Origin of the sequence: Actinoallomurus sp. NPDC052274 (genome assembly GCF_040679475.1) — a bacterium.
Taxonomy (GTDB): Bacteria; Actinomycetota; Actinomycetes; order Streptosporangiales; family Streptosporangiaceae; genus Actinoallomurus; species Actinoallomurus liliacearum.
Genome location: NZ_JBFAUT010000013.1, coordinates 123804 through 149839, shown reverse-complemented (window position 1 = coordinate 149839; position 26036 = coordinate 123804). Strand labels below are relative to the sequence as shown.

Here is a 26036-nt window from a genome sequence, read left to right as displayed (position 1 = left end):
TCCTCACGCCGGGCGCCGCTCCGCCCGCGGCTTCGGGCGGAGCGGCGGGGATTCGTTCCGCGGTCCTACTGCTCGTTCATCGGGACGCGGACGCCGCGCTCGGCCGCGACCTCGGCGGCGCGGTCGTAGCCGGCGTCGACGTGCCGGATGACGCCCATGCCCGGGTCGTTGGTGAGCACCCGCTCCAGCTTCTGCGCCGCGAGCGGCGTGCCGTCGGCCACCGAGACCTGCCCGGCGTGGATGGACCGGCCGATGCCGACGCCGCCGCCGTGGTGGATCGACACCCAGGAGGCGCCGGAGGAGGCGTTGACCAGCGCGTTCAGCAGGGGCCAGTCGGCGATCGCGTCGGAGCCGTCGGCCATGCCCTCGGTCTCGCGGTACGGCGAGGCGACGCTGCCGGAGTCGAGGTGGTCGCGGCCGATGACGATCGGCGCGCTGATCTCGCCGGTCTCGACGAGCTTGTTGAACTCCAGGCCGGCCCGGTCGCGTTCGCCGTAGCCGAGCCAGCAGATCCGCGCGGGCAGGCCCTGGAAGTGCACCCGTTCCCCCGCCATCCGGATCCAGCGGGCGAGCTGCTCGTTCTCCGGGAACAGGTCGAGGATCGCCTGGTCCGTACGGGCGATGTCCTTCGGGTCCCCGGACAGCGCCGCCCAGCGGAACGGGCCCTTGCCCTCGCAGAACAGCGGCCGGATGTAGGCGGGGACGAAGCCCGGGAAGTCGAACGCGCGGGTGTACCCGGCGAGCTGCGCCTCACCGCGGATCGAGTTGCCGTAGTCGAAGACCTCCGCGCCCGCGTCCTGGAAGCCGACCATCGCCTCGACGTGCGCGGCCATCGACTCGCGGGCGCGCGTGGTGAAGCCCTCGGGGTCCTTGGCGCGCTCGTCGGCCATGTCCTCGAACGCGACGCCGCGCGGCAGGTACGTCAGCGGGTCGTGCGCCGAGGTCTGGTCCGTGACGACGTCGATCGGCGCGCCCATCTCCAGCAGCTTCGGCACGATGTCGGCGGCGTTGCCGAGCAGGCCGATGGACAGCGGCCGCCGGGCGTCGCGGGCCTCCACGGCCAGCCGCAGCGCCTCGTCGAGGCTGTCGGCGCGCACGTCGCAGTACCGGTGCTCGACGCGGCGGTCGATGCGGGACGGGTCGCACTCGACGCAGATCGCGACGCCGCCGTTCATGGTCACGGCGAGCGGCTGCGCGCCGCCCATGCCGCCGAGCCCGGCGGTCAGCGTGATCGTGCCGGCGAGCGAGCCGCCGAACCGCTTGGCGGCCACCGCCGCGAACGTCTCGTACGTGCCCTGCAGGATGCCCTGCGTGCCGATGTAGATCCACGACCCGGCGGTCATCTGGCCGTACATCGTGAGCCCGAGCGCCTCGAGCCGCCGGAACTCCTCCCAGGTCGCCCACTGCGGGACGAGGTTGGAGTTGGCGATGAGCACCCGCGGCGCCCACTCGTGGGTGCGCATGACGCCGACCGGCTTGCCCGACTGGACCAGCAGCGTCTCGTCCGCCTCGAGGGAGCGCAGCGAGCGCACCATTGTGTCGAACGCGTCCCACGAGCGCGCCGCCCGGCCGGACCCGCCGTAGACGATCAGCTCGTCGGGGTGCTCGGCGACCTCCGGGTCGAGGTTGTTCATCAGCATGCGCAGGGCGGCCTCCTGCTGCCAGCCCTTGGCGCTCAGCGTCGTGCCGCGCGGGGCGCGGACCGGACGAGGACCCATGTGTGTCTCCTTACTCAGGCCAGCGGGCCGGTGACGGTTTCGGCGGCGGCGACGAGGGAGCCGTCGCGGACCAGGTCGACGGTGGCGGCGATCTCCGGCGCCAGGTAGCGGTCGGGGCCGGGGGCGGGCACCCGGGTGCGCAGGGCGGCGACGACCGCGCCGGTGGCGGGGCCGGGGCGCAGTGGCGCCCGCAGGTCCAGCGCGCGGGCGGCGGTCAGCAGCTCGATGGCGACGACGCGGGTCAGGCCGTCGACGGCCCGCCGCAGCTTGCGGGCCCCGCTCCAGCCCATCGAGACGTGGTCCTCCTGCATGGCGGAGCTGGGGATCGAGTCGGCGCTGGCCGGAACCGCGAGCCGCTTCAGCTCCGAGACGATGCCCGCCTGGGTGTACTGCGCGATCATGTGGCCGGAGTCCACGCCCGGGTCATCGGCGAGGAACGCCGGCAGCCCGTGGGACCGGGCGGGGTCGAGCATCCGGTCGGTACGGCGTTCGGAGATCGAGGCGACGTCCGCGACCGGGATGGCGAGGAAGTCCAGGACGTACGCGACCGGCGCGCCGTGGAAGTTGCCGTTGGACTCGACCCGCCCATCGGGCAGCACGACCGGGTTGTCGATCGCCGAGGCCAGCTCGCGCGAGGCGACGAGGGCGGCGTATTCGAGGGTGTCGCGGGCGGCGCCGTGCACCTGGGGCGAGCAGCGCAGCGAGTACGCGTCCTGCACGCGGGTGCAGTCCGGGCCGCGGTGCGACTCCATGATCGCCGAGTCGGCCAGCAGCGCCCGGAGGTTGGCGGCGCTGACGGCCTGGCCGGGGTGCGGCCGCAGCTCCTGGAGGTCGGCGGCGAAGACCCGGTCGGTGCCGAGCTGCGCCTCGACGCTCATCGCGGCGGCGACGTCGGCGGCCTTGAGGACGTCGCGGAGGTCCTCGATGGCCAGCACCAACATGCCGAGCATGCCGTCGGTGCCGTTGAGCAGGGCGAGACCCTCCTTGGCGACGAGGCTCAGCGGCTCGATGCCGGCCTCGGCCAGCGCCTCGGCGGTGGGGCGCAGCCGTCCTCCGGCGTCGCGGACCTCGCCCTCGCCGATCAGCCCGAGGGCCACGTGGGAGAGCGGCGCGAGGTCACCGGAGCAGCCGAGGCTGCCGTACTCGTAGACGACGGGCGTGATCCCGGCGTTGAGGAACGCGGCCAGCGTCTCGGCGGTGACGGGGCGCACGCCGGTACGGCCGGTGGCGAGCGTGCTCAGCCGCAGCAGCATCATCGCCCGGACGACCTCGCGCTCCACCTCCGTGCCGGAGCCGGCGGCGTGCGAGCGGACGATGTTGAGCTGGAGTTTGGCCCGCAGGTCCTCGTGGATGTGCCGGGTGGCCAGCGCGCCGAAGCCGGTGGAGATGCCGTACGCGGGCGTCGGCCGGGCGGCGAGCTCGTCGACGTGCGCCCGGGCGGCGGCGATCGCCTTGAGCGCCTCGTCGGTCAGCGCGACCCGCGCGCCGTGGCGGGCGACGGCCACGACCTGGTCGAAGGCGAGCGGCCCCACCCCGACGTCGACATACGCACCAGTCGTCGTTTCCATAACCCCATTGGACTCGACCGGCCCGTGTGCCGGGGACCGGGGGGCCGCGGTGGTGTCTGACATGCGAGACTTCTACGTAGAAGGAGGTTGAGGATGGCGGCCGGACAGGTGCCCGCGGCGCGCCGCGCGCTGGCCGTCCTGCGCCTGCTGGCCTCCTCGGCCCGGCCGCTCGCCGCGTCCGCCATCGCCCGCGAGCTCGCCCTCCCGAGGTCGAGCACGTACCACCTGCTCACCGCGATGGCCGAGGACGGGTTCGTCACCTACCTCCCGGAGGACCGGCTCTGGGGTCTGGGCGTGACGGCGTTCGAGATCGGCTCGGCGTACCTGCGGCAGGGGCCGCTCGAACGGCTCGCCCGCCCGCTCCTCGTACGCCTGGTGGACCGGCTCGGCGAGATCGGCCAGCTCGGCGTGCTGCACGGCGCTGAGACGCTGTACCTGCTCAAGGAGCAGCCCCGGCACCACGCCACGCTCGTCACCGACGTGGGCGTACGGCTCCCGGCGCACCTCACCGCGAGCGGGCGGTCGATGCTGGCGTACCTGCCGGCCGCGCAGGTCCGGGCGCTGTTCCCCGGCGAGTTCGTGAACCGCACCGGCGCCGGGCCGCGATCGCTGCGCGAGCTGCGGCGGACGCTCGCCGAGGACGCGCGGCGCGGCTGGGCGGTCGAGGACGGGCACGTGACCGAGGGCTTCGCCAGCATCGCCGCGTGCAGCTTCGACCACGTCGGCCGCCCGGCCGCCGCCCTGGCCGTGACCTTCCGCCGCGAGTCCCGCGACGAGGCGGAGTGGCCGGACCTCGCCGCCCGCGTCCGCGAGGCCGCCGCCGAACTGACCCGCCGCCTCGGCGGCCACTCCCCGGGCTGAGCACAGCCGCCGTCGCTCACGTCGGCTGCGCCATCGGGAAGGGCTCGTCCGACCTATGTCGGCGACCAGCCCATGCCGCCCTGCCGAGTCAATTGCGAAGGGGAGATTCATCCGGACAGTCCTGGTCCGTGGCGATCAACGTGACGCCATGTGAACAAACCAGGAGATTCACATGTACGAAACTACGGGCACGGGCGAACGTTCGCCCGGCCTTGAAATGTCGGGAGGTATCACCCGCCTCGATGGGGCCGCGCTGCGGCTCCGGCTCGACACCTTCCTCACGTCCTCGGGCGAGGAGCTGGTCGCGTTCCGGCGCGACCTCCACCGGCACCCCGAGCTGGGACGCGAGGAGGTCCGAACCAGCCGCCAGATCTTCAAGCGACTGAAGGCGGCCGGTCTCAACCCGCGGATGCTGCGCTGCGGAACCGGGCTGATCTGCGAATTCGGCCCCAAGACGAACGCTCCGGTGATCGCACTGCGGGCCGAACTCGACGCCCTGCCGGTGCAGGAGGAGAACGACGTCGAGTACCGATCGGAGGTGGACGGCAAGGCTCACGCCTGTGGGCACGACGTTCACATCGCCGTCGTGCTGGGGACGGGTCTGTTCCTGGCAGAGCTCCACGAGCGCGGGCTGCTGCCTGGGCGGGTCCGGCTGATCTTCGAGCCCGCCGAGGAACTGATTCCGTGTGGCGCCCTCGACGTGATCGAGGAGGGCGGTATCGACGGGGTCGGCCGGATCTACACGGTCCACGGCTGGCCGCATCTTCCGGTCGGCACGTTCGGCACCTACGTCGGCGCGGTGACGTCGGCGTGCGACCAGGTCGTGGTGAACGTCACCGGAGCGGGTGGGCACACCTCGCGGCCGCAGCTCACCGCCGACGTGGTGTTCGCCCTCGCGAAGATCGTGACCGAGGTGCCTGCGGCGCTGTCGCGGCGGGTCGCCCCGCAAGCCGGCCTCTCGCTCGTCTGGGGAGAAATCCACGCCGGGGAGGCGTTCAACAGGATTCCTTCCTCGGGCACCGTCAAGGGATCCGTCCGCTGCCGGGACAACGAGGCGTGGGAAAAGGCACCGGAGCTGGTGGAGGGCTTGGTGGCGGCCGAAGCCAGCAAGTTCAAGGCCAAGGCGAAGGTAGAGTACCTGCGCGGCATGGCGGCCTCGGTGAACGACACCGAGAGCGTCCAGCTGTTCCACGACGCGGCCGCGTTCCTCCTCGGGAAGAACGCGCTCGTCCCCGATGTCGCGAGTCTGGGGGGCGACAGCTTCGGCTTCTACCAGATGCGGATCCCGGGCGCGTACCTGTGGATGGGTACGGCAGCGCCGGATTCTGCTGAAGGAATCGACCTGCACCAGGGGGGGTACAACCCGGACGAGCGCTGCATCCCCGCCACGGTGAAGGTCCTGGCGGGTACGGTGCTGACCGCCCAGGGTCTGGTGCTCTAGCCACCAGCACCGGCAGATCGGCTACTGAACGATCGCCCCGACCGAAGGGCCCGGCGAATGCCGGGCCCTTCTCCCACATTCCGCGTAATTCGGCCCCAGAGATCATCCTTCTCGTTACGCTGGGCCTTCCCTGCGGCTGCTGAACCCGGGGAGCACCTCGCCGGACCACCTCCGGCGGCGTCCCGTGCGCCATCGACCGACGGATGGCGGCGCCATCCACGCACGCCCTCTCACCAGCAGCCCCAGGAAGGCTCCATGACCACCTCCAAGCGGCGTACCGCCGCCGTCTCCGCCACCGACCACAGACTCGTCCGCGTCGACGAGGACTGGCTCACCCTGCCGAACCGGTGGGGCATCCCCGTCGACGTCTGCGCCGGAGCGGACGTGCCCATCGAGTCCAGCGCGGTCGACGAGATCCTCACCGTGCTGGAGACCGCCGACACGCTCGAGCGGCTCGCGGCCGCGACCGGGCATCCCGGCGCGGCCATCGACCGCGTGGCGCTCACCCCCGACCTCCACAAGGGCGCGGGCATCCCGATCGGCACCGTGCTGCGCACCCGTGGCGCGCTGCTCCCCCAGGCCGTCGGCAACGACATCAACTGCGGCATGCGGCTGGAGACGACCTCGCTGACCGTCGACCGGGTGCGCCCGCACCTGGACTCGATCGAGCGGCGGCTCCGGCACCTGTTCTTCGAGGGCGGCCGGCGGATCGCCCTGTCCGGAGTGCAGCGCGAGGCGCTGCTGCGCGACGGCCTGCCCGGCCTGCTCGACGCCGGTGACCCGCCCGCCGACGGGGTGTGGTCGGCCCTGCGGCCGGGCGACGCCGATCACGGGCGGCTCCATGCGGCGCGGTATCCGACCACGACGGCGGACGCTTTCCGGGACTGGATCGAGAGCGCCGGCGGCACCAGCTACGACAGCATCATCGGCAGCGTCGGCGGCGGGAACCACTTCGCCGAGCTGCAGTACGTCGCGGCCGTGCACGACCGGCAGGCCGCGTACGCCTGGGGACTCACGGTCGGCCAGGTGGTCCTGATGGTGCACAGCGGCTCCCTGTCGCTCGGGCACCAGGCGAACGGAACGGGCCTGGAGCAGGCGCGGTCGATGTGGCCGGACGGCGTGCCGCTGCCCGGCAACGGGATCCTGCCGCTGCTGCTGGACGAGCGCTCGGCGGCGGCCCGGCGGCGTTACCTGGACGCGTTCGGCAACGCGGCGAACTTCGCGGTGGGCAACCGCTTCTTCCTCGCGCTCATGATGCGGGCCGGGCTGACCGCGGAGTGCGGGGAGCTGTCGGGCGAGGTGGTGTACGACGCTCCACACAACCTGCTCTGGCCCGAGGAGGACGGCCACGTCCTGCACCGGAAGGGCGCCACGCCGGCCGGCGGGTACGCCGAGGCGGCCGGCGGACCGTACGCCCTGTGGGGAGAGCCCGTCATCGTGCCCGGCTCGATGGGCGCGGCCAGCCACGTCCTCCGCGGGCACGGGAATCCCCGGACGCTGGCGAGCGCCTGCCACGGCGCGGGCCGGCGTGTTCCGCGCGGCGCCGCCTCGCGCGGGAACGACGCCGAGCTGGACGCCTTCCTGCTCGAGTTCCGGGTCGTGACGCCGCTCGACCACCGCGACCCGTCCGTCACCCGCCGGTCGGACGTGATGGCCGCGTGGCGCCGCGACCTCAAACAGGAGGCGCCCTGGGTCTACAAGGACATCGGCCCGGTCGTCTCCAGTCTGAGCCGCGCGGGCGTCGCCGACCCCGTCGTCGAGCTCCGCCCCCTGCTCACGGTCAAGGGCTGACGCCGCCCGGTCTCACCGCCCCGGATCTCCGCTGCTCCAGGCTCGGAGATCCGGGGCACTGATGTCCGACGGCCGCCGGGTCGTCGGCTTCTTCTGACCGCTCCTGCGGACGTCCCGAGACGTCTCGGGACGTCCGCAGAACGGCCGGTCAGGTCAGACGACCCACGACCACCTTGGCGGCGTCGCGGATGAGGTCGTCGTTCGTGGCGGCGTCCTTGGTGGGGCGGGTGGACAGGACCGCGATCACGATCGGCGCCCGGTGCGGGGGCCAGGCCACGGCGATGTCGTTCCGCGTTCCGTAACTGGCGGTCCCGGTCTTGTCCCCGACGGTCCAGTCGGCCGGAACGCCGGCGCGGATCACCTTGTCGCCCGTGGTGTTGCGCCGCATCCAGTCGATCAGCAGCTCACGCTTGGGCGTGGGTAGCACGTGGCCGAGCGTGTACGCCCGCAGGTCGGTGCCGAGCTGGTGCGGCGTGCTCGTGTCGCGGATGTCCCCCGGGATCGCGGTGTTGAGGTCCGGCTCGATGCGGTCGGGGTGGGTGGTGCGGTCCCCGATCCGCCGCAGGGCGGCGCCGAGGCCGCTCGGCCCGCCGATCTCACGGAACAGCAGGTTCGCCGCCGTGTTGTCGCTGAACCGGAGCGCCGCGTCGCACAGCTCACGGATGGTCATCCCCGTGGCGACGTGCTTCTCGGTCTCGGGAGAGTTGGCGACGAGGTCGGCCTTCGTGTACTTCACCACGTGGTCCAGCCGCTTGATCGAGTCCTGGCGCAGGACGGTGCCCGCGAGGGGGACCTTGGACGTGGACGCGTAGGCGAACCGCTCGTCGGCGCGCCAGGCGACGACCTTCCCCGTTCCCGTGTCGAGCGCCCAGACGCCGAGGTGGGCGTCGTACTGCTTCTCCAGGCCCTGGAACGCCTGGTCGTTCCGCTGCGCCGCGGGCGTCGTCGCGGCGGGCACCTTGGCGGACACGGCCCCCGCGTCGTCGGCCGCGCCGCACCCCGTGAGCGGGATCAGCGTGAGGGCGGCGAGCGCCGCGATCGGAGCCCGGAGGCGCATGGACCGCTTCTCCTGTCGTGCGTTCGTCATGGTCGGGAGTCTCCCGAGGGCTTCCTATGCCGTCAAAGACGAAAACCGCGAATCAATGCTTAAACGGCATAGACTCTGCTCGTGGATCTCCTCGGCGCGTGGCGAGCGTTCGTCAACGTGAGCGAGCACGGCAGCTTCACCGAAGGAGCGGCCGCGACGCGAGTCCCCCAGTCGGTGGCGAGCCGCCGGATCGCCGCCCTCGAGAAGCATCTCGGCGAGCGCCTGCTGGACCGGTCGTCCCGCCACGTCACGCTCACGTGCTTCGGCCGCGACATGCTGCCCTCGGCCAAGCGCCTGGTCCGCCTGGCGGAGGCGATGGAGGACGAGGCCGAGCGCGCCAGGCTCAGTCCCCTCCGTCTCGCCGTTCCGGACGTCTGCTCCGTCCGCGACCTGGCCCTGCTCGCCGCCGAGGCGCGCCGCAAGGGCGTCTACCTGGACTTCCAACCGGCCCCACCCGGCGAACGCGCCGAGCTCGTCCGGTCCCGGGAGGTCCGCGCCGCCCTCACGGCCGTGCCGCCGGACGACGGCACCTGGACGGTCCGCCTCGGGCTGGCCGGTGTCTCCGCTCCCGCCGTACGGACCGTCTACCTGGAGACCCTCCGGGCGGGCCGGGCCGGCCTGGAATCGGGGCGGCGTCGCATCTGGATCCAGCCGGAGGACGACGTGCCGCACATCCGGGACCGCGTCTTCCGGGTCCGCGACGCGGTCGGCCTGCAGCCCGCGCAGGTCGCCGTCGCGAGTACTCTCGTCGCCGCGACGGCGGAGGTGGTGGCGTCGGAAGATCTCCTCCTGTGCTCCCCGCACCAGGCCGAGGAGCTCGGGCTGCGCTGGCGTCCGATCGGTGAGGTCCGCGTGGCGCGCGGCTTCGACGTCGCCGCGGCCATCGGCGACGACGCGGAGCGCATCCGGACCCGGCTGCGCGCGCAGATCGCCCGCTGCCTGGGCGCCGATGAGCCCGAACCCGAGGGAGGACCGGTACGGTGACGAGCATCGAGGGGATGGTCCGGGACCTGCGGCGGGCGCTGGACGACGGCGGGCTGAGCGGGTCGTTCCTGGTCCGGGACCTGCGCTCCGGCGACGAGCTCGGCATCGACCCGGACCTGGAGTTCCCGGTCGCCTCCCTCGTCAAGATCCCGCTGGCCGTCGCCACGCTCGAGCGCGTACGACGGGGAGAGCTCGACGGCTCCACGCGGATCCGGATCGAGCCGGGCGAGGCGTCTCCGGGGCCGAACGGGCTGAGCCGCTTCCGGCACCCCACCCGGGTGGCCGTCGACGACCTGCTCTACCTCGCCATGGCCGTCAGCGACAACGCCGCGACGGACGCGCTGTTCGCGCTGACGCCGCCGGCCGAGGTCGCCGCCGTCCTCCAGGACCTGGGCGTGCGCGGCGTCACGGTACGGCACACGATCCGGGAGCTGACCGAGACGCTGGCCGAGCTCCTCCCGCCGGAGGACGTGCACTTCGCCCACGTCCTGGCGATCGAGGCGGGCACGACCGGCCGGGGGCACCGGATCCCGCAGCTCGACGTGACCCTCGCCAACTCCGGGTCCGCGCGGGCGTACCTCGACCTGCTGCAGGCGCTCTGGACACCGTCGAAGATCGACGCGAACGTCGCCGCGCGGGTCCGGGAGCTCATGGGCGACAACCTGCTGCGGCAGCGCCTCGCACCGGACTTCCGGTCCGACGCGGCCCGATGGTCGTCCAAGACCGGGACGCTCCTCAACCTGCGTCACGAGGTGGGGGTCGTCGAGCACGCCGACGGTCGCGTCTTCGGGGTCGCCGCGTTCACCGAGTCGCGGGTGCCGGCCCGGCACCAGCCCGAGGCCGAGGCGCTGATGGGCCGGGTCGCGCGGACGCTCCGCGACCGGCTCCGCGAGATGTGACCCCCGGGGGGGCTCGACGCGGCCGTCAGCTGGGCTCGTCCGCCATGCCGGCCAAGGCCTCGGGCGGGCACGGCGCATCAGGCGTACGCGACGCGTCGGTCCGACGGACGGCACCGGAACCTTCGCCCGGCTCACCGGCGGCGACGGGACCCGCCGTCGCCAGGACCGAACCGGCCAGGATCAGGGTGAAGGCGGTGACGACCCCGGGCGTCAGCGGTTCGCCCAGGAACAACGCCCCGGCCGCCACCGCGACCGCCGGGTTGACGTACGTGATGACGGTGGCGCGGGCGGGACCCGCCTCCTTGATCAGCTCCAGAAAGGCCACGAAGGCGACCGCGGTGCATATGACGCCGAGACCTGCGAGGGCGGCCAGGACCTCGGCGGACGGCATGGCGGACGGACGGGTGACGGCGGCCGCGGGCGCGTAGACCACGGCGGCCAGGGTCAGGCAGGCGGCCGTGAGCTGGAGCGAGGAGACGCCCTTCAGGTGGCGGGCGGCGATCAGCGGGGCCGTGGCGTACCCCAGCACGGTCAGCAGCACCTCGGCCAGGGAGCGGGCGTCACCGCCGGTCAGGTGTGGTGCTGTGAGGACCGCGACGCCCGCGAGACCCACCGTCAGGCCGGCCGCCCGCCGGGGCCCGAGCCGGTCCGTGTCGCCGAAGAAACGGGCCGCGACGACTCCGACGATCGGCACGCCCGCGATCAGCAGGCCCGCCGTGGAGCTGGACAGGTGCCGCTCGGCGTCGCTGAGGGTGAACCAGGGGACGATGATCTCGACGCACGCGAAGGCCAGCAGGGGACGCCAGTGCGCCCGCGCGGTGCGGGCGAGGCCGCCCTGCCGCAGCGCGAAGGGCAACAGCAATACGGCGCCGAGCGCGCAGCGCGTGAACACCACCGTGGACGGCGACACCGCGTCCACCGCCACCTTGATCATCAGATAAGGGACGCCCCAGACGACTCCCATCAGGGAGAAGAGGAACCAACCGCGTACAGTCATGCCGCGAGTATCGGCCCGGCCGGCGGGCGCCGTCTTGAACGCTGTTGCGCCCGGGGCGTGTCCGGTGGTGTCAGGCCGTCCTTGCCACGCTGGCGCGATACGCCGCCGGTGTCACCCCCAGCACCCGCCGGAACCACCGGGTGAGGTGCGCTTGATCGGCGAAGCCGACGAGTGCGGCCACCTCGGCGGGGCGCAGTCCCGACTCCAGGAGCGCGCGGGCCCTGGCCACCCGGTACTGGGCGAGCCACGCGTACGGCGGTACCCCCATCGCCGTGCGGAAGGCGCGCAGGAGCTGGTAGCGAGAAAGGCCCAGCTCGGCGGCGAGGCTGGTGAGCGAGGGCGGGGTGGTGAGGTCGTCGGCCAGGCGGTCGCGGACGGTGTGTGCGATCCGGGTGGCGCCCGGGACCGTGTCGCTCGCCGGGCGGGCGGTGGAGTGTCGGCGGGCGAGCGCGGTCAGCAGCCAGGGGAGGCGACACTCCACCTCCAGGGGGTCGGGGCGGCGGACGATGTCGATGTGCGCGGCGCGCAGGGCCTTGGCGAGCTCGGGGTCATCGAGGACCGGCTCGTGAAAGTGCGGAAGGCCGCCGCGGGTGCCGTCGGTGACCAGGGTGGGATCGGCGTACAGAGCGAGGTAGGCGTAGCCGGCGATGGGTGTGGCGGGGCCGCCGGTGTGCATCTCGCCGGGCTCCAGAACGATGATGGAGCCCGGGCCCGTACGGATGCGGCCGCCGCGGTAGTCGATGGACTCCACACCGCCGACGCAGACGCCGATGGTGAACTCCTCGTGCGCGTGCGGGGCGTAGACGTGCTTGTCAAAGCGGGCGGTGAGCAGGTCGAGCCGGGGCCCGCCCCGGCCGAGCCGCGTCCTGGTCCACTGCGCCTGTTCCCGTGCGCTCACCTTCGCGTCCTTTCGCCCTGGCGCGGCCCCTCGGCGATCGCCGAGGGGCCGCATTGCCGGGTCAGCCGCCGAGGCCGGCCTGCTTCAGCCAGTCCTTGGCGACGGTGCTCGCGTCCGCCTTGTCGCTGACGACCTTGGTCATCATGGCGAGAAGGTCGTTGGTGGTGAGCTTGGCCGAGACGGCGTTCAGGGCGGCCACGCCGGTCTCGTTCAGGCCGGACTTGTAGACCAGCGGCGTGACGTTCTGCGCGCTGAAGACGTTCTGCGGGTCCTCCAGCACGACGAACTTGTTGGCCGAGATCGTCGGGTCGGTGGTGAACAGGTCGGCGGCCTGGATGCTGTCGTTCTTCAGCAGCTTGACCAGCGTCGTCTGCGCGTTGGCGTCGAACGGCTGGAACTTCTTGAACTTCAGGCCGTACTTGCTCTCCAGCCCGACCAGGCCCTGCTGCCGGGTCTTGAACTCCGACGGCCCGCCGATCGTGAGCTGGCCGGCCACCGGCTTGAGGTCGGCGATCGACTTCAGGTGGTACTTGGCGGCGGTCTGGGAGTTGACCGTCACCGAGTCCTTGTCCTCGGCCTTGGAGGAGTCGAGCACCTCCAGCGTAGCGGGCAGCTTCGCCTTGAGCTCGGAATTCACCTCGTCGGTCGTCACGGCCTTGCTGGCCTTGTCGACCGACGTGGTCAGCAGCGCGCCGTTGTACTCCGGCATCACGGTGATGCCACCGGACTTGACCTGGTCGAAGTAGATCTCGCGGCTGCCGATGTTGAACTTCTTGGTGACCTTGACGCCCTTGGCCTCCAGCGCCTGGGCGTACAGCTCGCCGATCAACTGGCTCTCGGGGAAGTTGGCCGAGCCGACGACGACGCTTCCCGCGCCACCGCCGCCGCTGCTCTTCTGGTCGAGGGGGTTGCCGCCGCTCTTGTCGCCGCCGCCTCCGCAGGCGGCGAGCGCGAGGGCGACGGTCACGCCGAGGGCGGCGCCACGGACAATGCGGATCATGCTGGTTCCTTCCGTTGAATCATCAGGTCTCAGTTGCGCAGGCCGCGGGAGACGACCGCTCGGCGAATGCCGACGAAGGCGAGCTGGACGAGGACCGCGAGGAGGACGACGAGCACCGAGCCGCCGACGACCGAGGGGTAGTCCTTGCGGGCGAGGCCGTCCACGATGTAGCGGCCGAGCCCGCCGATGCCCGCGTACGCCGCGATGGTCGCGGTCGCGACGACCTGGATGGCGGCGGTGCGCAGGCCGAGGAGGATGAGCGGCATCGCCATCGGGAGCTCGGCCTTGAGCAGGATGCCCGGCCCGGTCATGCCCATCCCCCGGGCGGCGTCCTTGACGTCGTTGTCGACGCCGCGGACGCCCTCGTACGTGTTGACGAGGATCGGCGGGGTGGCCAGCGCGATCAACGGGATGATCACCGGGGTCAGGCCGATGGACGTCACCGTCACGACGAGCAGCACCAGGCCGAGCGTGGGAATGGCCCGCGCGAAGTTGGCGACGGTGACGACGGCGAATCCACCGCGGCCGGTGTGGCCGACGAGCGCGCCGAGCGGCAGCGCGATGAGCGCGGCGATCACCAGGGCGAGTGCGCTGTATCCGAGGTGTTCGAGCAGGCGGTGCGGGATGCCCTCGCCGCCGCTCCAGTGCGCCGAGGCGGTCAGCCAGGTCCAGGCGGCCCTGATCTGGTCGGCCAGGTTCATCCGGTCCTCCTCCGGGCCCAGGGCGTGAGCAGGCGCTGCGCGGCGACGAGGATGCCGTCGCTGAGCAGGGCCAGGACGATGATCAGCACAGAGGAGGCGATGATCGGGGTCGTGAAGTCACGGGAGTAGCCGTCGATGAACAACTGCCCGAGCCCGCCGTTGCCGATGAGCATGCCGACGCTCACCAGGCTGATGGAAGAGACGGTGGCGACCCTGGCCCCGGCGATGACGACGGGCACCGCGATCGGCAGCTCGACCTGGAGCAGCCGCCGCAGCGTGCCGAACCCCATGGCGGTGGCCGCCTGGCGCACCGGGTCGGGGACCGAGCGCAGCCCGTCGACGACGTTCGGCACGAGGACCGACAGGGAGAACAGCGTCAGCGGCACGATGATCGTGAAGTCGGCCCGCCCTCCGCTGCCGACGCCGAAGTACGGGATGAACAGCATGAACAGCGCGAGCGACGGCAGGCCGTACAGGACGTTGGCCACGCCCAGCGTCGGCGGGTAGAGCCAGCGCCACCGCACGCACAGGACACCGAGCGGGATCGCGATGACGAGCCCGAACAGGATGGGCAGCAGCGCGAGCTTGAGGTGATGCGCGGTCAGGTCGGCCATCTGCCCGATGTGGTCGCCGATCCAGTCCCAGCGGACCAGCGGCTCGCCGCCGTCCGTGGCAGCCAGGGTCATCGATCCGCCGCCTCGGCGTCCTGGCGGTCGAGATCGCGGTTGAAGCGCAGCCGCTTCAGCCCCTTCTCGCCGCCGAGGAACTCCTTGACGAAGTCGTCGGCCGGCTCGGCCAGCAGCTCGTCGGGCGTGGAGTGCTGGGCGAGGACGCCGCCCACCTTGAACACCGCGACCGTGTGGCCGAGCTTGACCGCCTCGTCGATGTCGTGGGTGACGAACGCGATGGTCTTGCGCAGCTCGGACTGCAGCCGGATGAACTCGTCCTGCAGGCTCGCGCGCACGATCGGGTCGACGGCGCTGAACGGCTCGTCCATCAGCATGACGGGCGGGTCGGCGGCGAGCGCGCGGGCGACGCCGACGCGCTGCTGCTGGCCGCCGGAGAGCTGGTACGGGTAGCGCTTGGCCATCTTGGTGTCGAGGCCGACCCGCTCCATCAGCTCCAGCGCCGTCGTCCGGGCCTTCTTCTTGTCCCAGCCGAGGAGGTACGGGACGGTGGCGATGTTGTCGACGATCGTCCGGTGCGGGAACAGGCCGGCGTGCTGGATGACGTAGCCGATGCCGCGGCGCAGGCGGGCGGGGTCCTGGGCGCGGACGTCCTCGCCGTCGATCGTGATGGTGCCGCTCGTGGGTTCGATCAGCCGGTTTATCATCCGCAGTGTCGTGGTCTTGCCGCAGCCGGAGGGCCCGACGAGCACGGTGATCTGGCCGGTGGGGATCTGCAACGTCAGGTCGTCGACGGCCACGGTGCCGTCGGCGTATCGCTTCGTTACGCCATCGAATTTGATCAAGACTGGCTCAGCCCCTGGGGGTATCCGGGATAAAAGGTCAAGATAGTGTGATTTATCTACTTGCCATAAGGTTCCACCGATGAGTCCGACATCCGTAGCCGTCAACGGTAGCGGCCTGACCTGCGAGGCTGTAGCCGCGGTGGCCCGTGACGGCGTTTTTGTTACAGTTCCGCCACAAGCGGTGGAGCGGGCGCGACAGGCCTGGGAGGTCGCCCGGGAGGTCGCCGAGCGGCAGCCGGTGTACGGCCGTACGACGGGCGTCGGTGCCAACCGGAACGTCACGATCGAGGACGACGACGCCCACGGCCTGCGGCTTCTGCGCAGCCACGCGGGCGGGGCCGGGCCGCTGCTCGCCTCCGAGATCGTCCGCGCGATGCTCGTCGTGCGCCTCAACCAGATCGCCGCCGGGGGCTCCGGCGTCGACCCGGAGGTGCTCGGCACACTCGCCGAAGTGATCAATCGCTGGCTGGTCCCGCCGATCCCGGTGTACGGCGCCATCGGCACCGGCGACCTGACCGCGCTCGCCGCGACCGCGCTGTGCCTGATCGGCGAGCGCCCCTGGCAGGGCGGCGCGGGCGGCCCGCACTTCGCGCTGCGCCCCACGGACGCGCTGGCCTTCATCAGCTCGAACGCCGCCACTCTCGGCGAGTCCGCGCTGGCCGTCCGGGACGTCACCGAACTGCTGCGCGCCTCGATCCCGGTGGCCGGGCTGTCGCTGCACGCGGTGCGCGGCTCGGCCGAGCCCTTCGCCGCCCCCGTGCACGAGGCCTGCCCGCACCCCGGGCAGCGCCGGGTCGCCGAGGCCGTGCGCGGCCTGCTCCCCGAGGAGATCACCCCGGCGCGCATCCAGGACCCGTACGGCTACCGGGCCTTCCCCCAGGTGCACGGGCCCGCGGTGGACGTAGCCGAGCAGGCGGAGGGCGTCGTCACCCGGTTGATCAACGCGGCGGCCGAGAACCCGCTCATCGACGTCGTGAACCGCACGGTCTGGCACAACGGCAACTTCCACACCGTGTCCGTGGGGCTGGCGCTCGACGCCGTACGGGCCGCGCTGTTCCAGACGGCGGCGCTGTCGGCGGCCCGGCTCGGCACGCTGGTGGAGCCCACCTTCACCGGGCTCGAGGCGTTTCAGGCGGCCCCGGGCGAGCCCGGCTCGGGGATCATGATCCTGGAGTACGTCGCGCACTCGGCCATCGCCGACATCCGGCGGCTGGCCTCCCCCGCCGCGCTCGGCAGCGCCGTGCTGTCGCGCGGCGTCGAGGAGCACGCGGGCTTCGCCACCCAGTCGGCGCGCGCCACCACCGACGTCGTCACGGCCTATCGCACCGCGCTGGCCTGCGAGCTCGTCGCGGCGGTACGGGCGCTGCGGATGCAGGGCCGCACGCCGCCGGCCCGGCTCGGCGAGGTCTACGCCCAGGCCGCCGACGCGCTGGACCCCGCGGTCGAGGACCGGCCGCTCGACGCCGACATCGGCGCCGCGGCCGACCTGCTTCCCCGGATCGCCGTCTACGGTGCCTACTGAGGACATTTACCGGTCGATTCGCGGAGGAGGAGGCTGGGCTCGCAGACGATGCGGCGGCGGCGCGGCTTGCCCTCGATCGCGCCGACGATGACCCGCACCGCCGAGTGCACGATGTCGTCGATGTCCCAGTCCATGCTGGTCAGCGGCGGGGTGAGCAGCGCGGACATCGGGTGGTTGTCGAAGCCGGCGACCGACAGGTCACCGGGCACGTGGAGACCGAGCTCGCGGGTCGCGGCGTAGACGCCGTAGGCGATCGAGTCGGAGAAGCAGAACATCGCGGTCGGCGGGTCGGGCGAGGTCAGCACCCCCAGGGCCGCCTCGGTGGCGCCGGGCAGCGCCTGCGGCGAGGTGACCACGTCGACCTCGATGCCGATCCGCTCGGCCTCGGCGTTGACGTGCAGGTCGGCGGGGCGGTCCGGGGTGCTGGCGCGCGTGGGGGTGAGCACGGCGACGTGCCGGTGCCCGAGCTGGTGCAGGTGCTCCAGCGCGAGCGTGACGCCCGCGCGGTTGTCGAACACCACCTCGCCGTACGCGTGCCCGCCGTGCAGCGAGTCGCCGATCGACACGATCGGCAGGCTCTCCCCCAGCTCGGCCCACACCTCGCCGGCCGGGTCCACCGGCTGCACGATCAGGCCGTCGACGCGCTGGTCGCGGAGCTGCCGGGCGAGCATGGCCTCCCGGTCGGGGTCCCCGGCCGCGTCGAGGATGATGGCGTAGCGGTCGCGGGCGAACAGCGACCGGCCGATCCCGACGGCGAGCGCCTGCTGCCACAGGTCCTCCAGAGAGCCGCACAGCAGCCCCACCATGCCGCTGCGCCCGCTGGCCAGGGCCCGTGCGATGGGGTGCGCCTCGTAGCCCAGCTCGGCGGCGGCCTGCCGGACCCGCTGCTGGGTCTCCTCCGACGTCTGAATGCCGCGCAACGCGTACGAGACCGCGGCCGGCGAGAGCCCCGTCGCCTTCGCCACTTCGCGGATGGTCGCTCGCTTACGTTGCTGCGCCACGACCCCAACAGTACAGATCCCCACCGACAAACCCGGGCCCCAAAACGGACAACCGGTCCCCGGTCCCGCGGCCGCACCGACGTCGACCGTTCGGGACGGCACGGAAAGAGCGGGAGGGGGGCACCCCCTCCCGCCCTGGTTCGCGTCGGCCCGCCGACTACGCGGTGTAACCCTTGTTGTCGGGCTTCGGCCGCGGCGCCGTGGCGTTGCGGATCACGCTCTTGGCCCTGTCGACCACCGTCTTCTTGACGGGGCCGCAGGGGCCCGAAACGTGGTCGTTCCCGCAGCTGTTGCACCTGAGTGCCATTGGGGTCCTCCTTCTGTGGCACCGCCCGTCCCTCGCGGACGGGCGGGGACCTCGCGATCGTGATCGCGGGACCGATGGAGACCGTCCGGCACCGTCCCGACTTGGCAACTGCGCATCCCCTGCGGCGGCTACCACGCGATGAAACTCGAATCGCGTAGAGACGAAGTCGGGGCATGCAAAAACCGGTCCCCGGCCCCGCCATGAGGGCGGGACCGGGAACCGGTCTGTTCGGCTCAGTGCATCAGCTTAGAAAGCAATCAGACGGCCGTCGGCCAGTTGTCGATCACCGCCTTGCCGACCTCGCTCATGTCCGGGCCGCTCTTGGACTCGCCGGTGCTGCGCCCGCCGCCGGAGCGGGTGACGACCGGCGCGTTCTTCGCCTCGTTGCTGGCCGGCGCCCCGTTGGTTCCGGTGTGCGTCGGCGCCATGTCGGTGTGGCCGCTCTTCTTGATGGCCATGGGAACTCCCTGAGTCTTGTCCGAAGATCACGCCGCGGACCTTCGCCGCGACACTTTTCACTGTCCGGGCGCGCCGGTTCTGGGCCAGGCCGAATCGGCCGGATCAGGCGGGTCTGAGGAGGCTGAGGGAGAAGTCGCCGTCCGGGTCGGTCCACCAGTGGTCGATCCGCAGGCCGGCCGCGCCGGCCTCGGCGTCGAGTCGGTCGCGGCGGAACTTCGCGGAGATCTCCGTGCGCACCTCCTCGCCCTCGTCGAACTCCACCTTCAGGTCGAGCGTTGGGATGTGCACGACCTGATCCGCCGTCGAACGCAGCCGCATCTCGATCCACTCGTCGCTGCGGTTCCAGACGGCGACGTGTTCGAACCGCTCGGGGACGAAGTCGGCGCCGAGCTCGCGGTTGATGACGTTGAGGACGTTACGGTTGAACTCGGCGGTGACGCCGCGGGCGTCGTCGTACGCGCGGACGAGCCGGTCCTCGTCCTTGACGAGGTCGGCGCCGAGCAGCAGCGCGTCGTCCTCGCTCATCGTGGCGCGCAGCGCGCTGAGGAACGACACCCGCTCGGCCGGGCCCATGTTGCCGATCGTCCCGCCGAGGAACGCGATCAGGCGGCGTTCCCCGCCGGGCAGCAGGGCCAGATGCCGCTCGTAGTCGGCGACGACGGGGCGCACCCGCAGGCCGGGATGGTCGTCGGCGATGCGCTCGGCCGCGCCTGCGAGGAAGTCCCCGCTGACGTCGACCGGAACGTACGTGCGCAGGGTGCCGCTCAGCGCGTCGAGCAGCATCCGGGTCTTCTCCCCCGACCCCGCGCCCAGCTCCATGAGGGTGACCGCGCCGGTCGCCTCGGCGATCTCGCCCGCCCGCTCGGCGAGGATCGCGCGTTCGCGGCGGGTCGGGTAGTACTCCTCCAGCCGGGTGATCTCCTCGAACAGCTCGCTGCCGCGCTCGTCGTAGAACCACTTGGCGGGCAGCGTCTTCGGCCGCGTGCTCAAGCCGTCGGCGACGTCCCGACGCAGCGTCTTGCCGAGATCGTCCGGGGTGAGAAACCGATCCACGATGCCTCCCGATGTTCTCTTGTCCGTCGTCGGCCCGGTGGGGTCCGTCACAGTGGGCTCACCCGTACCCCGTGGTGGTCGACCATCACCAGTGAGCGATCGGGGACCTCTTCCCACTCGGCCGACTCGTCGTACGGCTCGGAGGCGATGACGACGTCCTCGCCCCGGCGCACGTACAGCGTGTCGCCCCATCGGGTCGCGGCCAGGGAGCGTCCGTCGGCGGCGAGGAGGTTGTACCGGCCGGGGGCGAGCGCGGCGGTGGCCTCGACGGCGTACGCGAGCCCGTCCGCGAGAGCGTGACCGGCCCGCCACCGCCCCGCGGCCAGCGCGAACAGCAGCGCCGAGTCGACGGGGGCGCGGGCGTCCGGGATCGGCGCGAGGTCGCCGGCGAGTTCCCGCAGCTTCGCCTCGACGCCCGGGAAGCCCTCGACCGCGCCGTTGTGGCTGAACAGCCGCTCGGCGTCCGTGAACGGCTGAGCGCACGACTCGTCGACCGGGAAGCCCGGCGTCGCGGAGCGGACCGCGGCGACCGCGCAGCGGCTACGGACGACCTCGGCGATGTCGGCGAAGGACAGGTCCGTCCAGATCGGCTGGGACCGGCGGTACCGGACGGGCCGGGCACGGGACGGGTCGTACCAGCCCGCGCCGAACCCGTCGGCGTTGACGACGCAGTTGGCGTTCAGGTGCGGCGCGTACGACTGCCGCTCCAGGGAGTGCTCCGGGGCGTACAGCAGCTCGTGCAGGGTGCGCGGTGTTCCGAGGTAGGCGAGGTGACGGCACATCAGGCGGCGTCCCTCGCACAGCGGAACCCGGCGAAGATCTGCCGGCGGATCGGATGGTCCCAGTTGCGGAAGGTCGTCCGGCACGCCAGCGGATGCGTCGCCCACGAGCCGCCGCGCAGCACCTTGTAGTCGCCGCCGAAGAACACCTCGGAGTACTCCCTGTACGGGAAGGCGCGGAACCCCGGATAGCCGTGGAAGCCGCTCGACGTCCACTCCCAGACGTCGCCGAGCAACTGCCGCACGCCGTACGCCGACGCGCCCTCGGGGTGGGAGCCGACCGGCGCGGGCCGCATCATCCGCTGCCCGAGGTTGGCGTGCTGCCCCGTGTCACCCCAGGGCAGGCGGCGCTTGCGGCCCGTCTCCGGATCCCAGCTCGCGGCCTTCTCCCACTCGGCCTCGGTGGGCAGCCGCTTGCCCGCCCAGCGGGCGTAGGCGTCCGCCTCGTACCAGCAGACGTGCTGCACCGGCTCGTCGAGCGGCACCGGCTCGACCCTGCCGAACCGCCGCCGCAGCCACCGGCCGTTCTCGCGTCTCCAGAATCCGGGCGCCCGCTTGCCGGACCCCGTCCGCCAGTCCCAGCCGGCCGGCTGCCACCAGCGCGGGTCGTCGTACCCACCGTCCTCCATGAACGCCAGGTACGCGGCGTTCGACACCGGCGTGACGTCGATGAAGAAGGCGGGCAGGTCGACCGTGTGGGCGCCGCGCTCGTTGTCGTACGCCCACGGGTCGTCGGAGGTGCCCATGACGAACGGGCCCGCGTCGACCAGCGCCTCGTGCCCGGCCAGGGCCGGGGCGCCGGCGGGTGGCTCCTCGGGCGCCCGATCGAGCAGCGTGGGGCCGTTCTTACGGAGCTGGTGGGTGGCGAGCATGGTCTCGTCGTGCTGGTGCTCGTGCTGGATGACCATGTTGTAGACGAAGCCGCCCGCCGCGAGCGGTCCGGTCAGCGGCACCTTCTCCAGCGAGTCGAGCACCTTGGACCGTACGGTGTCGATGTACGCGCGGCTCTCGGCCGGGGTGAGCAGCGGGAGCTGCGGCCGTTCGGCGCGGGGGTGCTCGAAGGCGTTGTACAGATCGTCGATCTCCGGGCGCATCGCCTCCCGGCCGGCGGCCGCGCGCAGCAGCCAGAGCTCCTCGTAGTTGCCGATGTGCGCCAGGTCCCAGACCAGCGGTGACATCAGCGGCGACACCTGCGCCATCAGGTCCGGTTCCTCGAGCGTCTCCAGGGTGAGGCCGACGCTCCGGTCACGCGCGGCGATCAGCTCCGTCGCGATCCGTTCCTTCAGGTCCACGTGGTTTCCTCCTCGGTGGCCGTGGCGGGCGACTCGGCGCGCGTGCCCGGCACGGTCCTGCATGCATCGGATTTCGGGGGGACCGCCGGGCGTACGGCGGTGTCGACTGGTCGCTCGGCCCTCGCTCCGCGGCGACCTGGCTCCGCGCCCGTCGGCGGGTCGTCGGCCGGGCAGCGGCCGCGTTCGACGAACCGGCCGGCGTAGGCGTCGACGATGGGGACGAGCGACTCCGCGCCCAGCCTGGGCAGGGCGTCCAGGGCGGCGGCGAAGCAGCGGCGCGCGGCGCGGGCCAGCACCGGGTCGGTGAGGGCGTCGCGCGCGGCCTGACGCCAGCGGTCCCGCGCTGGGGCGGCGGCCTCGGTCGCGAGGTCGGCCGCGACCGGATCGTCGAGCAGCGCGGCGGCCACGGCGATGGGCACCGGCCAGTACGGCTCCGGCAGCGCGTCGATCATCCGCAGTTCGAGCCAGCCCTGCGGCCGGACGGGCGGGAACAGCGTCGACAGGTGGTACGCCAGGTCGCCGAGGTCGGGCCGGCCCGTCGCCATCCACTCCTGGAAGGTCATCCCCGGAGCCGCCACCCAGCCGTCGCGGATCAGCATGACCTGCGCGTCGAGGGCGTACCGGACCCAGGCCTCGACGGGGTCGTCACCGCCCACCGCCGCCGTACGCCCCGGGTCGAGCCTCTCCCAGACGATCTGCCGGCGGGACCGGGCGGAGGGTCCGGGCGAGTTGGCGAAGGCCGCGACCAGCACCGGTCCGAGCGCGTGCGCGAGCCGCCAGCGCCGGGCGGCGTCCTCGGCGTCGGCGCCGATGTCGAGGCAGACCTGGAGCGAGGCGGTGCCGCACATCATGCGCAGGCCGTATTCGCCGAAGTACTCGCGCATGCACCGGTAGCGGCCCTCGGTCGCCTGGAACACCGACGGCCGGGAGTCGGCGCCGCGCCCGTCGAGGATCAGGTCCTCTTTGGCCAGGTGCGCGGTGACGTGCGCGATGTCGCGGGCCACGGCGGCGCACGCCGCGGCGGGGCCGGGACGCGGGGGCGAGCTGAGTTCGAGCTGGCCGCCGGGTTCGTACGTGATGCGGCTTCCGGCGGGCGGCGGGCCGGCCGCCTCCATCACCGCCTGGACGCGCGGCAGTAAAGCGGGCCGGGACGGGGCGGTCCGGTCGATGACGAACCATTCGGTCTCGGCGCCGACCAGCCCGGGCGGCCCGGTCTTGAAGCAGACCCCCTGGACGTGCTCGTAGATCTGGTCGATGGTCAGTCGGCTCATGGACACCTCCGAACGAGCGACGAACGAAGGTCTTTCCCTCCTGAACCGCATCAATAATCCGAAAAGTACCTTTCGTTGCCGAAAGCGGCAGATGTCGTTGAGGTGGCGGGGGCCTATGTGAAACGGTCCACTGAACCGCTACACTGATACGGTTCAGTGAACCGGTTCAGGGCGCTGACCTGCGAGTAAGGAGCATCTCCGTGCGGATCGACGTGCACCAGCACCTCTGGGGCCCGGCCTTCCTCGACGCTCTCCGGCGGCGTACGGCGACTCCCCGGCTCGACGGCTGGACCCTCCATCTCGCGGGCGAGGCCCCGTACGACGTCGACCCGGCCGACCACGACCCCCGGCGTCGCGCCGACGAAGCCGCCGAGGACGGTTTCGGCCTCGTGCTGACCTCGCTCTCCGCGCCGCTCGGCGTCGAATCGCTGCCGCCCGACCAGGCCGCTCCCCTCCTCGACGCCTACCACGCGGACGCGCTGGCGCTGCCCGAGCCGTTCCGCGCCTGGGCCGCCGCCGGCCTGGCCGAGATCGACGTGGCCGCCCTCGCCCGGCTCCTCGACCAGGGGTTCGTCGGCCTGCAGCTGCCCGCGACCGCGCTGCTCGACGCGGCGGGGTACGAGCGCTGCGCGCCCCTCCTCGCGCTCCTGGAGGAACGCGAGCTGCCGCTGTTCGTCCACCCCGGCCCCGCGCCCGTCACGGACGGCCCGGCGTGGTGGCCCGCGCTCGTCCCGTACGTCCACCAGATGCACGCCGCCTGGTACGCCTTCCGCGCCTTCGGCCGGCCGCGCCATCCCGACCTGCGCGTCTGCTTCGCCCTGCTCGCCGGGCTCGCGCCCCTGCACGGCGAACGGCTGGCCGCCCGCGGCGGCGGGCGCGGCCAGGTCGACCCGAACGCCTACGTGGAGACGTCCTCGTACGGACCGCGCGCCGTCGACGCCACCGTCCGGGCGATCGGCATCGACACGATCGTGAGCGGCTCCGACCGCCCGTACGCCCGCGTTCCCCGCGACTTCGGCTTCGGCGACGCCGCCGAGCACGCCATCCGCACCGCCAACCCGCACCGACTGCTCACTGGAAAGGACTGAACTCCGTTGACCATCGAGTCCCTCCCCGAACGAAGCCTCGACCGGCACGAACTGCGCCGACTGGTCGACGACCTGGCCGCTCACCCCGAGACGTGGCAGGAGCTGGTCGACTTCCCCGACGGCCACCGCCACTACGTGTCGCTGCACCGCGACGAGTACGTCGACGTATGGCTGCTGTGCTGGACTCCGGAGAGCGACACGGGCTGGCACGACCACGACATCTCCTCCGGCGCGGTCGCGGTCGTCGACGGCACCCTCATGGAGTGCAACCCCCGGATCGGCGGCCAGCACGTCGAGGTGGAGGTCGAGGCGGACACGTCGTTCTGCTTCGGGCCCGAGCACATCCACCGCCTGGTCGGGGTGGCGGACCGCAGCGTGTCCATCCACGCGTACTCGCCCCCGCTCTGGCGCATGGGGCAGTACTCCATCGACGACGGCGGCGTGATGCGCCGCGTCTCGGTCAGCTACGCCGACGAGCTCCGCCCCCTCGACCCCGCGGCCTGATCACCGGAGGCAAAAGCCTCTGGCATCCGTTTTTGGCACCCTGGTAGCTTGCTCTTTACTTGTAGTGACGGGCCCGCGTGCTGGAACGGAGTCGAGAGGTGTCCCTGACGGAGGCGCTGCGCGCCGGTGAGCCGGAGGTCTTCGGCCTGCTCTACGACGAGCACGGGCCGCGGATCCACGCCTACTGCCACCGGATGGTCGGTGATGAGGCCGCCGACGCCGTACGCGACGCCTTCGTCACCGCCGCCCGTTACCCGGCCGGAGCCCCGGCGGGTGACGACGCGCTGCCGATCTGGCTGTACGCGCTCGCCCGGGCCGAGGTGCTGCGCCGCGGCGCCCTGCGGCGCACCGTCCCGGTCGACCCCGGGGCGGCCCCGCTGGAGCGCGCCCTGGCCCGGCTGCGGCCCGAGCACCGGGAGGCGCTGGCGCTGACCGACGCGCTGGAGGTCGAGGAGTTCGCGCGGCTCACCGGAGTGGCCCTCGACACCGCCGAACTGCTGGTCCGCATGGCGCGTCGCCGGCTCGAGCAGGCCGTCGTCGCCGTGCTCGAAGCCGGTTCCGCCGCGGACGACGAGCTGCTGACGGCCCTCGCGAAGGGCCGCCTGCACACGCTCGTGAGCCGGCGGGCGGCCGAGCCGCCCGCGTCGCTGCGGGACGCGGTGGTCGCCGCCTGCGCCGCGGCCGAGCGGACGTTCACCGGCGTGCCGCTGTCCTACGCCGACGGCCTGCCCCTCCCCTTCGAGGGAGTGTCCGACCCGGCCGACACCGCCACCGGTCCGCACCCGAAGGCCGGCAGGCCGGGCGCCCCGGCACCGGCCCGCCACCGGCGCGAGCCCCGCCGGCGCAACGCCCTGCTCACCGAGACGCTCACGCTGGCGGCCTGCGCCGCGGCGGTCGTCGGCGCCATCCTGGTCTGGCCCACCGGCCCAGACCAGGGCGCCTCGAACGTCGGCGACAACAGCCGGCTGGTGCGGCACGGCACACCGACGAGCCGTCCATCGCCGTCGGCCGGCCACGCGGGGCCGCTGGGCGACGGGTCATCGCCCGTCGGCAGCGTGCGAACCACGCCGCGGACCGCGCCCGGGTCGCCGTCGGCCACGCCCACGCACGCCTCACCCTCGCCGACGGCGACGGTGAGCCGCCCGCCCGCGTCTCCCACGAGTCCGGCCCCGTCCGGGACCCCGACGCCGGAGCCGACGACGTCCGCGTCGCCGACTCCCACCCCGAGCCTCTCGGCGCCGTCCCTCCCGGCGCCCATCGGCGCGAAGCCGAGCACGACCCCGACGCCGAAGAAGACCGGCCCGAAGAAACACTAGTTACGCGACGACGCTCAGGGGGCGGATG

General features: G+C 72.5%; 24 protein-coding genes and 1 pseudogene. 9 read left to right on the top strand and 16 right to left on the bottom strand.

Annotated elements, in window-relative coordinates; genetic code table 11:
• Window positions 1-65 precede the first annotated feature (65 nt).
• Together hutU and hutH are read right to left on the bottom strand one after the other, a co-directional pair.
• Entirely contained in the window at window positions 66-1718 is a 1653-nt protein-coding gene (gene hutU, locus AB0K82_RS14570) for a urocanate hydratase (protein WP_364396716.1), read from the bottom strand.
• A gap of 14 nt (window positions 1719-1732) precedes the next feature.
• Window positions 1733-3286 (bottom strand): histidine ammonia-lyase, encoded by a 1554-nt coding sequence (hutH, locus tag AB0K82_RS14565; protein ID WP_364396713.1) that lies wholly within the window; start codon window positions 3284-3286, stop codon window positions 1733-1735.
• 93 nt (window positions 3287-3379) lie between these two features.
• On the opposite strand from hutH, the gene AB0K82_RS14560 reads away from it, so the two are divergent.
• The 3 genes from AB0K82_RS14560 (at window position 3380) to AB0K82_RS14550 (ending at window position 7379) form a co-directional block, all read left to right on the top strand.
• Window positions 3380-4147 (top strand): IclR family transcriptional regulator, encoded by a 768-nt coding sequence (locus AB0K82_RS14560; RefSeq protein WP_364396710.1) that lies wholly within the window; start codon window positions 3380-3382, stop codon window positions 4145-4147.
• Window positions 4148-4319: 172 nt separating this feature from the next.
• On the top strand, window positions 4320-5588 hold the full coding sequence (locus AB0K82_RS14555) for an amidohydrolase (protein ID WP_364396708.1): 1269 nt from the start codon (window positions 4320-4322) through the stop codon (window positions 5586-5588).
• A gap of 255 nt (window positions 5589-5843) precedes the next feature.
• Window positions 5844-7379: an RtcB family protein gene (locus AB0K82_RS14550; protein ID WP_364396705.1), complete on the top strand. Its 1536-nt coding sequence runs from the start codon at window positions 5844-5846 to the stop codon at window positions 7377-7379.
• Between the two features lie 148 nt (window positions 7380-7527).
• On the opposite strand, the gene bla is transcribed toward AB0K82_RS14550, so the two are convergent.
• Complete coding sequence (gene bla, locus AB0K82_RS14545; RefSeq protein WP_364396703.1) at window positions 7528-8466, bottom strand: class A beta-lactamase; 939 nt, start codon at window positions 8464-8466, stop codon at window positions 7528-7530.
• A gap of 81 nt (window positions 8467-8547) precedes the next feature.
• On the opposite strand from bla, the gene AB0K82_RS14540 reads away from it, so the two are divergent.
• Both AB0K82_RS14540 and AB0K82_RS14535 read left to right on the top strand, forming a co-directional pair.
• Window positions 8548-9450 carry a LysR family transcriptional regulator gene (locus AB0K82_RS14540; protein ID WP_364396700.1) on the top strand — a complete coding sequence of 301 codons (903 nt, stop codon included), beginning with the start codon at window positions 8548-8550 and terminating at the stop codon, window positions 9448-9450.
• A gap of 14 nt (window positions 9451-9464) precedes the next feature.
• Window positions 9465-10349 carry a serine hydrolase gene (locus AB0K82_RS14535; protein ID WP_364396762.1) on the top strand — a complete coding sequence of 295 codons (885 nt, stop codon included), beginning with the start codon at window positions 9465-9467 and terminating at the stop codon, window positions 10347-10349.
• A 25-nt stretch (window positions 10350-10374) separates the two neighbouring features.
• On the opposite strand, the gene AB0K82_RS14530 is transcribed toward AB0K82_RS14535, so the two are convergent.
• The 6 genes and pseudogenes from AB0K82_RS14530 to AB0K82_RS14505 all read right to left on the bottom strand — a co-directional run.
• Complete coding sequence (locus tag AB0K82_RS14530) at window positions 10375-11346, bottom strand: EamA family transporter (protein ID WP_364396697.1); 972 nt, start codon at window positions 11344-11346, stop codon at window positions 10375-10377.
• Between the two features lie 70 nt (window positions 11347-11416).
• Window positions 11417-12244, bottom strand: coding sequence for an AraC family transcriptional regulator (locus AB0K82_RS14525; protein ID WP_364396694.1), 828 nt, complete (start codon window positions 12242-12244; stop codon window positions 11417-11419).
• 61 nt (window positions 12245-12305) lie between these two features.
• Window positions 12306-13244 (bottom strand): ABC transporter substrate-binding protein, encoded by a 939-nt coding sequence (locus AB0K82_RS14520; protein WP_364396691.1) that lies wholly within the window; start codon window positions 13242-13244, stop codon window positions 12306-12308.
• A gap of 29 nt (window positions 13245-13273) precedes the next feature.
• Window positions 13274-13945 carry an ABC transporter permease gene (locus AB0K82_RS14515; protein WP_364396688.1) on the bottom strand — a complete coding sequence of 224 codons (672 nt, stop codon included), beginning with the start codon at window positions 13943-13945 and terminating at the stop codon, window positions 13274-13276.
• The gene (locus AB0K82_RS14510; protein WP_364396685.1) at window positions 13942-14631 is read right to left on the bottom strand and encodes an ABC transporter permease; all 690 of its coding nucleotides are present in this window, start codon (window positions 14629-14631) and stop codon (window positions 13942-13944) included. The genes AB0K82_RS14515 and AB0K82_RS14510 overlap by 4 nt, the downstream gene beginning before the upstream one ends.
• 41 nt (window positions 14632-14672) lie before the next feature.
• A pseudogene (locus tag AB0K82_RS14505) lies at window positions 14673-15416 on the bottom strand (ATP-binding cassette domain-containing protein); the annotation flags it as partial.
• Window positions 15417-15495: 79 nt separating this feature from the next.
• On the opposite strand from AB0K82_RS14505, the gene AB0K82_RS14500 reads away from it, so the two are divergent.
• The gene (locus AB0K82_RS14500) at window positions 15496-16938 is read left to right on the top strand and encodes an aromatic amino acid ammonia-lyase (protein WP_364396682.1); all 1443 of its coding nucleotides are present in this window, start codon (window positions 15496-15498) and stop codon (window positions 16936-16938) included.
• Here AB0K82_RS14500 and AB0K82_RS14495 read toward each other — a convergent pair.
• The 7 genes from AB0K82_RS14495 to AB0K82_RS14465 form a co-directional block, all read right to left on the bottom strand.
• Window positions 16932-17939: a LacI family DNA-binding transcriptional regulator gene (locus AB0K82_RS14495; RefSeq protein WP_364396679.1), complete on the bottom strand. Its 1008-nt coding sequence runs from the start codon at window positions 17937-17939 to the stop codon at window positions 16932-16934. The genes AB0K82_RS14500 and AB0K82_RS14495 overlap by 7 nt on opposite strands.
• 157 nt (window positions 17940-18096) lie before the next feature.
• On the bottom strand, window positions 18097-18246 hold the full coding sequence (locus tag AB0K82_RS14490) for a hypothetical protein (protein WP_364396676.1): 150 nt from the start codon (window positions 18244-18246) through the stop codon (window positions 18097-18099).
• A 257-nt stretch (window positions 18247-18503) separates the two neighbouring features.
• Entirely contained in the window at window positions 18504-18704 is a 201-nt protein-coding gene (locus AB0K82_RS14485) for a hypothetical protein (protein WP_364396673.1), read from the bottom strand.
• A 103-nt stretch (window positions 18705-18807) separates the two neighbouring features.
• A complete protein-coding gene (gene egtD, locus AB0K82_RS14480; protein ID WP_364396759.1) occupies window positions 18808-19761 on the bottom strand; it encodes an L-histidine N(alpha)-methyltransferase in 954 nt (317 codons plus the stop codon).
• Between the two features lie 44 nt (window positions 19762-19805).
• Window positions 19806-20540, bottom strand: a complete 735-nt coding sequence (gene egtC / locus AB0K82_RS14475; protein WP_364396670.1) for an ergothioneine biosynthesis protein EgtC — start codon at window positions 20538-20540, stop codon at window positions 19806-19808.
• Window positions 20540-21829, bottom strand: coding sequence for an ergothioneine biosynthesis protein EgtB (gene egtB / locus AB0K82_RS14470; RefSeq protein WP_364396667.1), 1290 nt, complete (start codon window positions 21827-21829; stop codon window positions 20540-20542). Before egtB ends, egtC begins: the two co-directional genes overlap by 1 nt.
• Entirely contained in the window at window positions 21820-23100 is a 1281-nt protein-coding gene (locus AB0K82_RS14465) for a glutamate-cysteine ligase family protein (RefSeq protein ID WP_364396664.1), read from the bottom strand. Before AB0K82_RS14465 ends, egtB begins: the two co-directional genes overlap by 10 nt.
• A gap of 200 nt (window positions 23101-23300) precedes the next feature.
• Here AB0K82_RS14465 and AB0K82_RS14460 point away from each other — a divergent pair, with 200 nt between their 5' ends.
• The 3 genes from AB0K82_RS14460 (at window position 23301) to AB0K82_RS14450 (ending at window position 26008) form a co-directional block, all read left to right on the top strand.
• Entirely contained in the window at window positions 23301-24188 is an 888-nt protein-coding gene (locus AB0K82_RS14460; protein WP_364396661.1) for an amidohydrolase, read from the top strand.
• Window positions 24189-24194: 6 nt separating this feature from the next.
• Window positions 24195-24692: a cysteine dioxygenase family protein gene (locus AB0K82_RS14455; protein WP_364396658.1), complete on the top strand. Its 498-nt coding sequence runs from the start codon at window positions 24195-24197 to the stop codon at window positions 24690-24692.
• A 98-nt stretch (window positions 24693-24790) separates the two neighbouring features.
• Window positions 24791-26008: a hypothetical protein gene (locus tag AB0K82_RS14450; protein WP_364396655.1), complete on the top strand. Its 1218-nt coding sequence runs from the start codon at window positions 24791-24793 to the stop codon at window positions 26006-26008.
• Window positions 26009-26036: the final 28 nt, after the last annotated feature.

Excerpts from the sequence above, each read along its gene's own strand:
- bla (WP_364396703.1), bottom strand. The coding sequence starts at position 8,466 with ATGACGAACGCACGACAGGAGAAGCGGTCCATGCGCCTCCGGGCTCCG.
- AB0K82_RS14485 (WP_364396673.1), bottom strand. The coding sequence starts at position 18,704 with ATGGCCATCAAGAAGAGCGGCCACACCGACATGGCGCCGACGCACACC.
- AB0K82_RS14490 (WP_364396676.1), bottom strand. The coding sequence starts at position 18,246 with ATGGCACTCAGGTGCAACAGCTGCGGGAACGACCACGTTTCGGGCCCC.
- AB0K82_RS14530 (WP_364396697.1), bottom strand. The coding sequence starts at position 11,346 with ATGACTGTACGCGGTTGGTTCCTCTTCTCCCTGATGGGAGTCGTCTGG.
- AB0K82_RS14550 (WP_364396705.1), top strand. The coding sequence starts at position 5,844 with ATGACCACCTCCAAGCGGCGTACCGCCGCCGTCTCCGCCACCGACCAC.
- AB0K82_RS14465 (WP_364396664.1), bottom strand. The coding sequence starts at position 23,100 with ATGAGCCGACTGACCATCGACCAGATCTACGAGCACGTCCAGGGGGTC.
- AB0K82_RS14510 (WP_364396685.1), bottom strand. The coding sequence starts at position 14,631 with ATGACCCTGGCTGCCACGGACGGCGGCGAGCCGCTGGTCCGCTGGGAC.
- hutH (WP_364396713.1), bottom strand. The coding sequence starts at position 3,286 with ATGGAAACGACGACTGGTGCGTATGTCGACGTCGGGGTGGGGCCGCTC.
- hutU (WP_364396716.1), bottom strand. The coding sequence starts at position 1,718 with ATGGGTCCTCGTCCGGTCCGCGCCCCGCGCGGCACGACGCTGAGCGCC.
- AB0K82_RS14535 (WP_364396762.1), top strand. The coding sequence starts at position 9,465 with ATGGTCCGGGACCTGCGGCGGGCGCTGGACGACGGCGGGCTGAGCGGG.
- AB0K82_RS14520 (WP_364396691.1), bottom strand. The coding sequence starts at position 13,244 with ATGATCCGCATTGTCCGTGGCGCCGCCCTCGGCGTGACCGTCGCCCTC.
- AB0K82_RS14555 (WP_364396708.1), top strand. The coding sequence starts at position 4,320 with ATGTACGAAACTACGGGCACGGGCGAACGTTCGCCCGGCCTTGAAATG.
- AB0K82_RS14515 (WP_364396688.1), bottom strand. The coding sequence starts at position 13,945 with ATGAACCTGGCCGACCAGATCAGGGCCGCCTGGACCTGGCTGACCGCC.
- AB0K82_RS14500 (WP_364396682.1), top strand. The coding sequence starts at position 15,496 with ATGAGTCCGACATCCGTAGCCGTCAACGGTAGCGGCCTGACCTGCGAG.
- AB0K82_RS14560 (WP_364396710.1), top strand. The coding sequence starts at position 3,380 with ATGGCGGCCGGACAGGTGCCCGCGGCGCGCCGCGCGCTGGCCGTCCTG.
- egtC (WP_364396670.1), bottom strand. The coding sequence starts at position 20,540 with ATGTGCCGTCACCTCGCCTACCTCGGAACACCGCGCACCCTGCACGAG.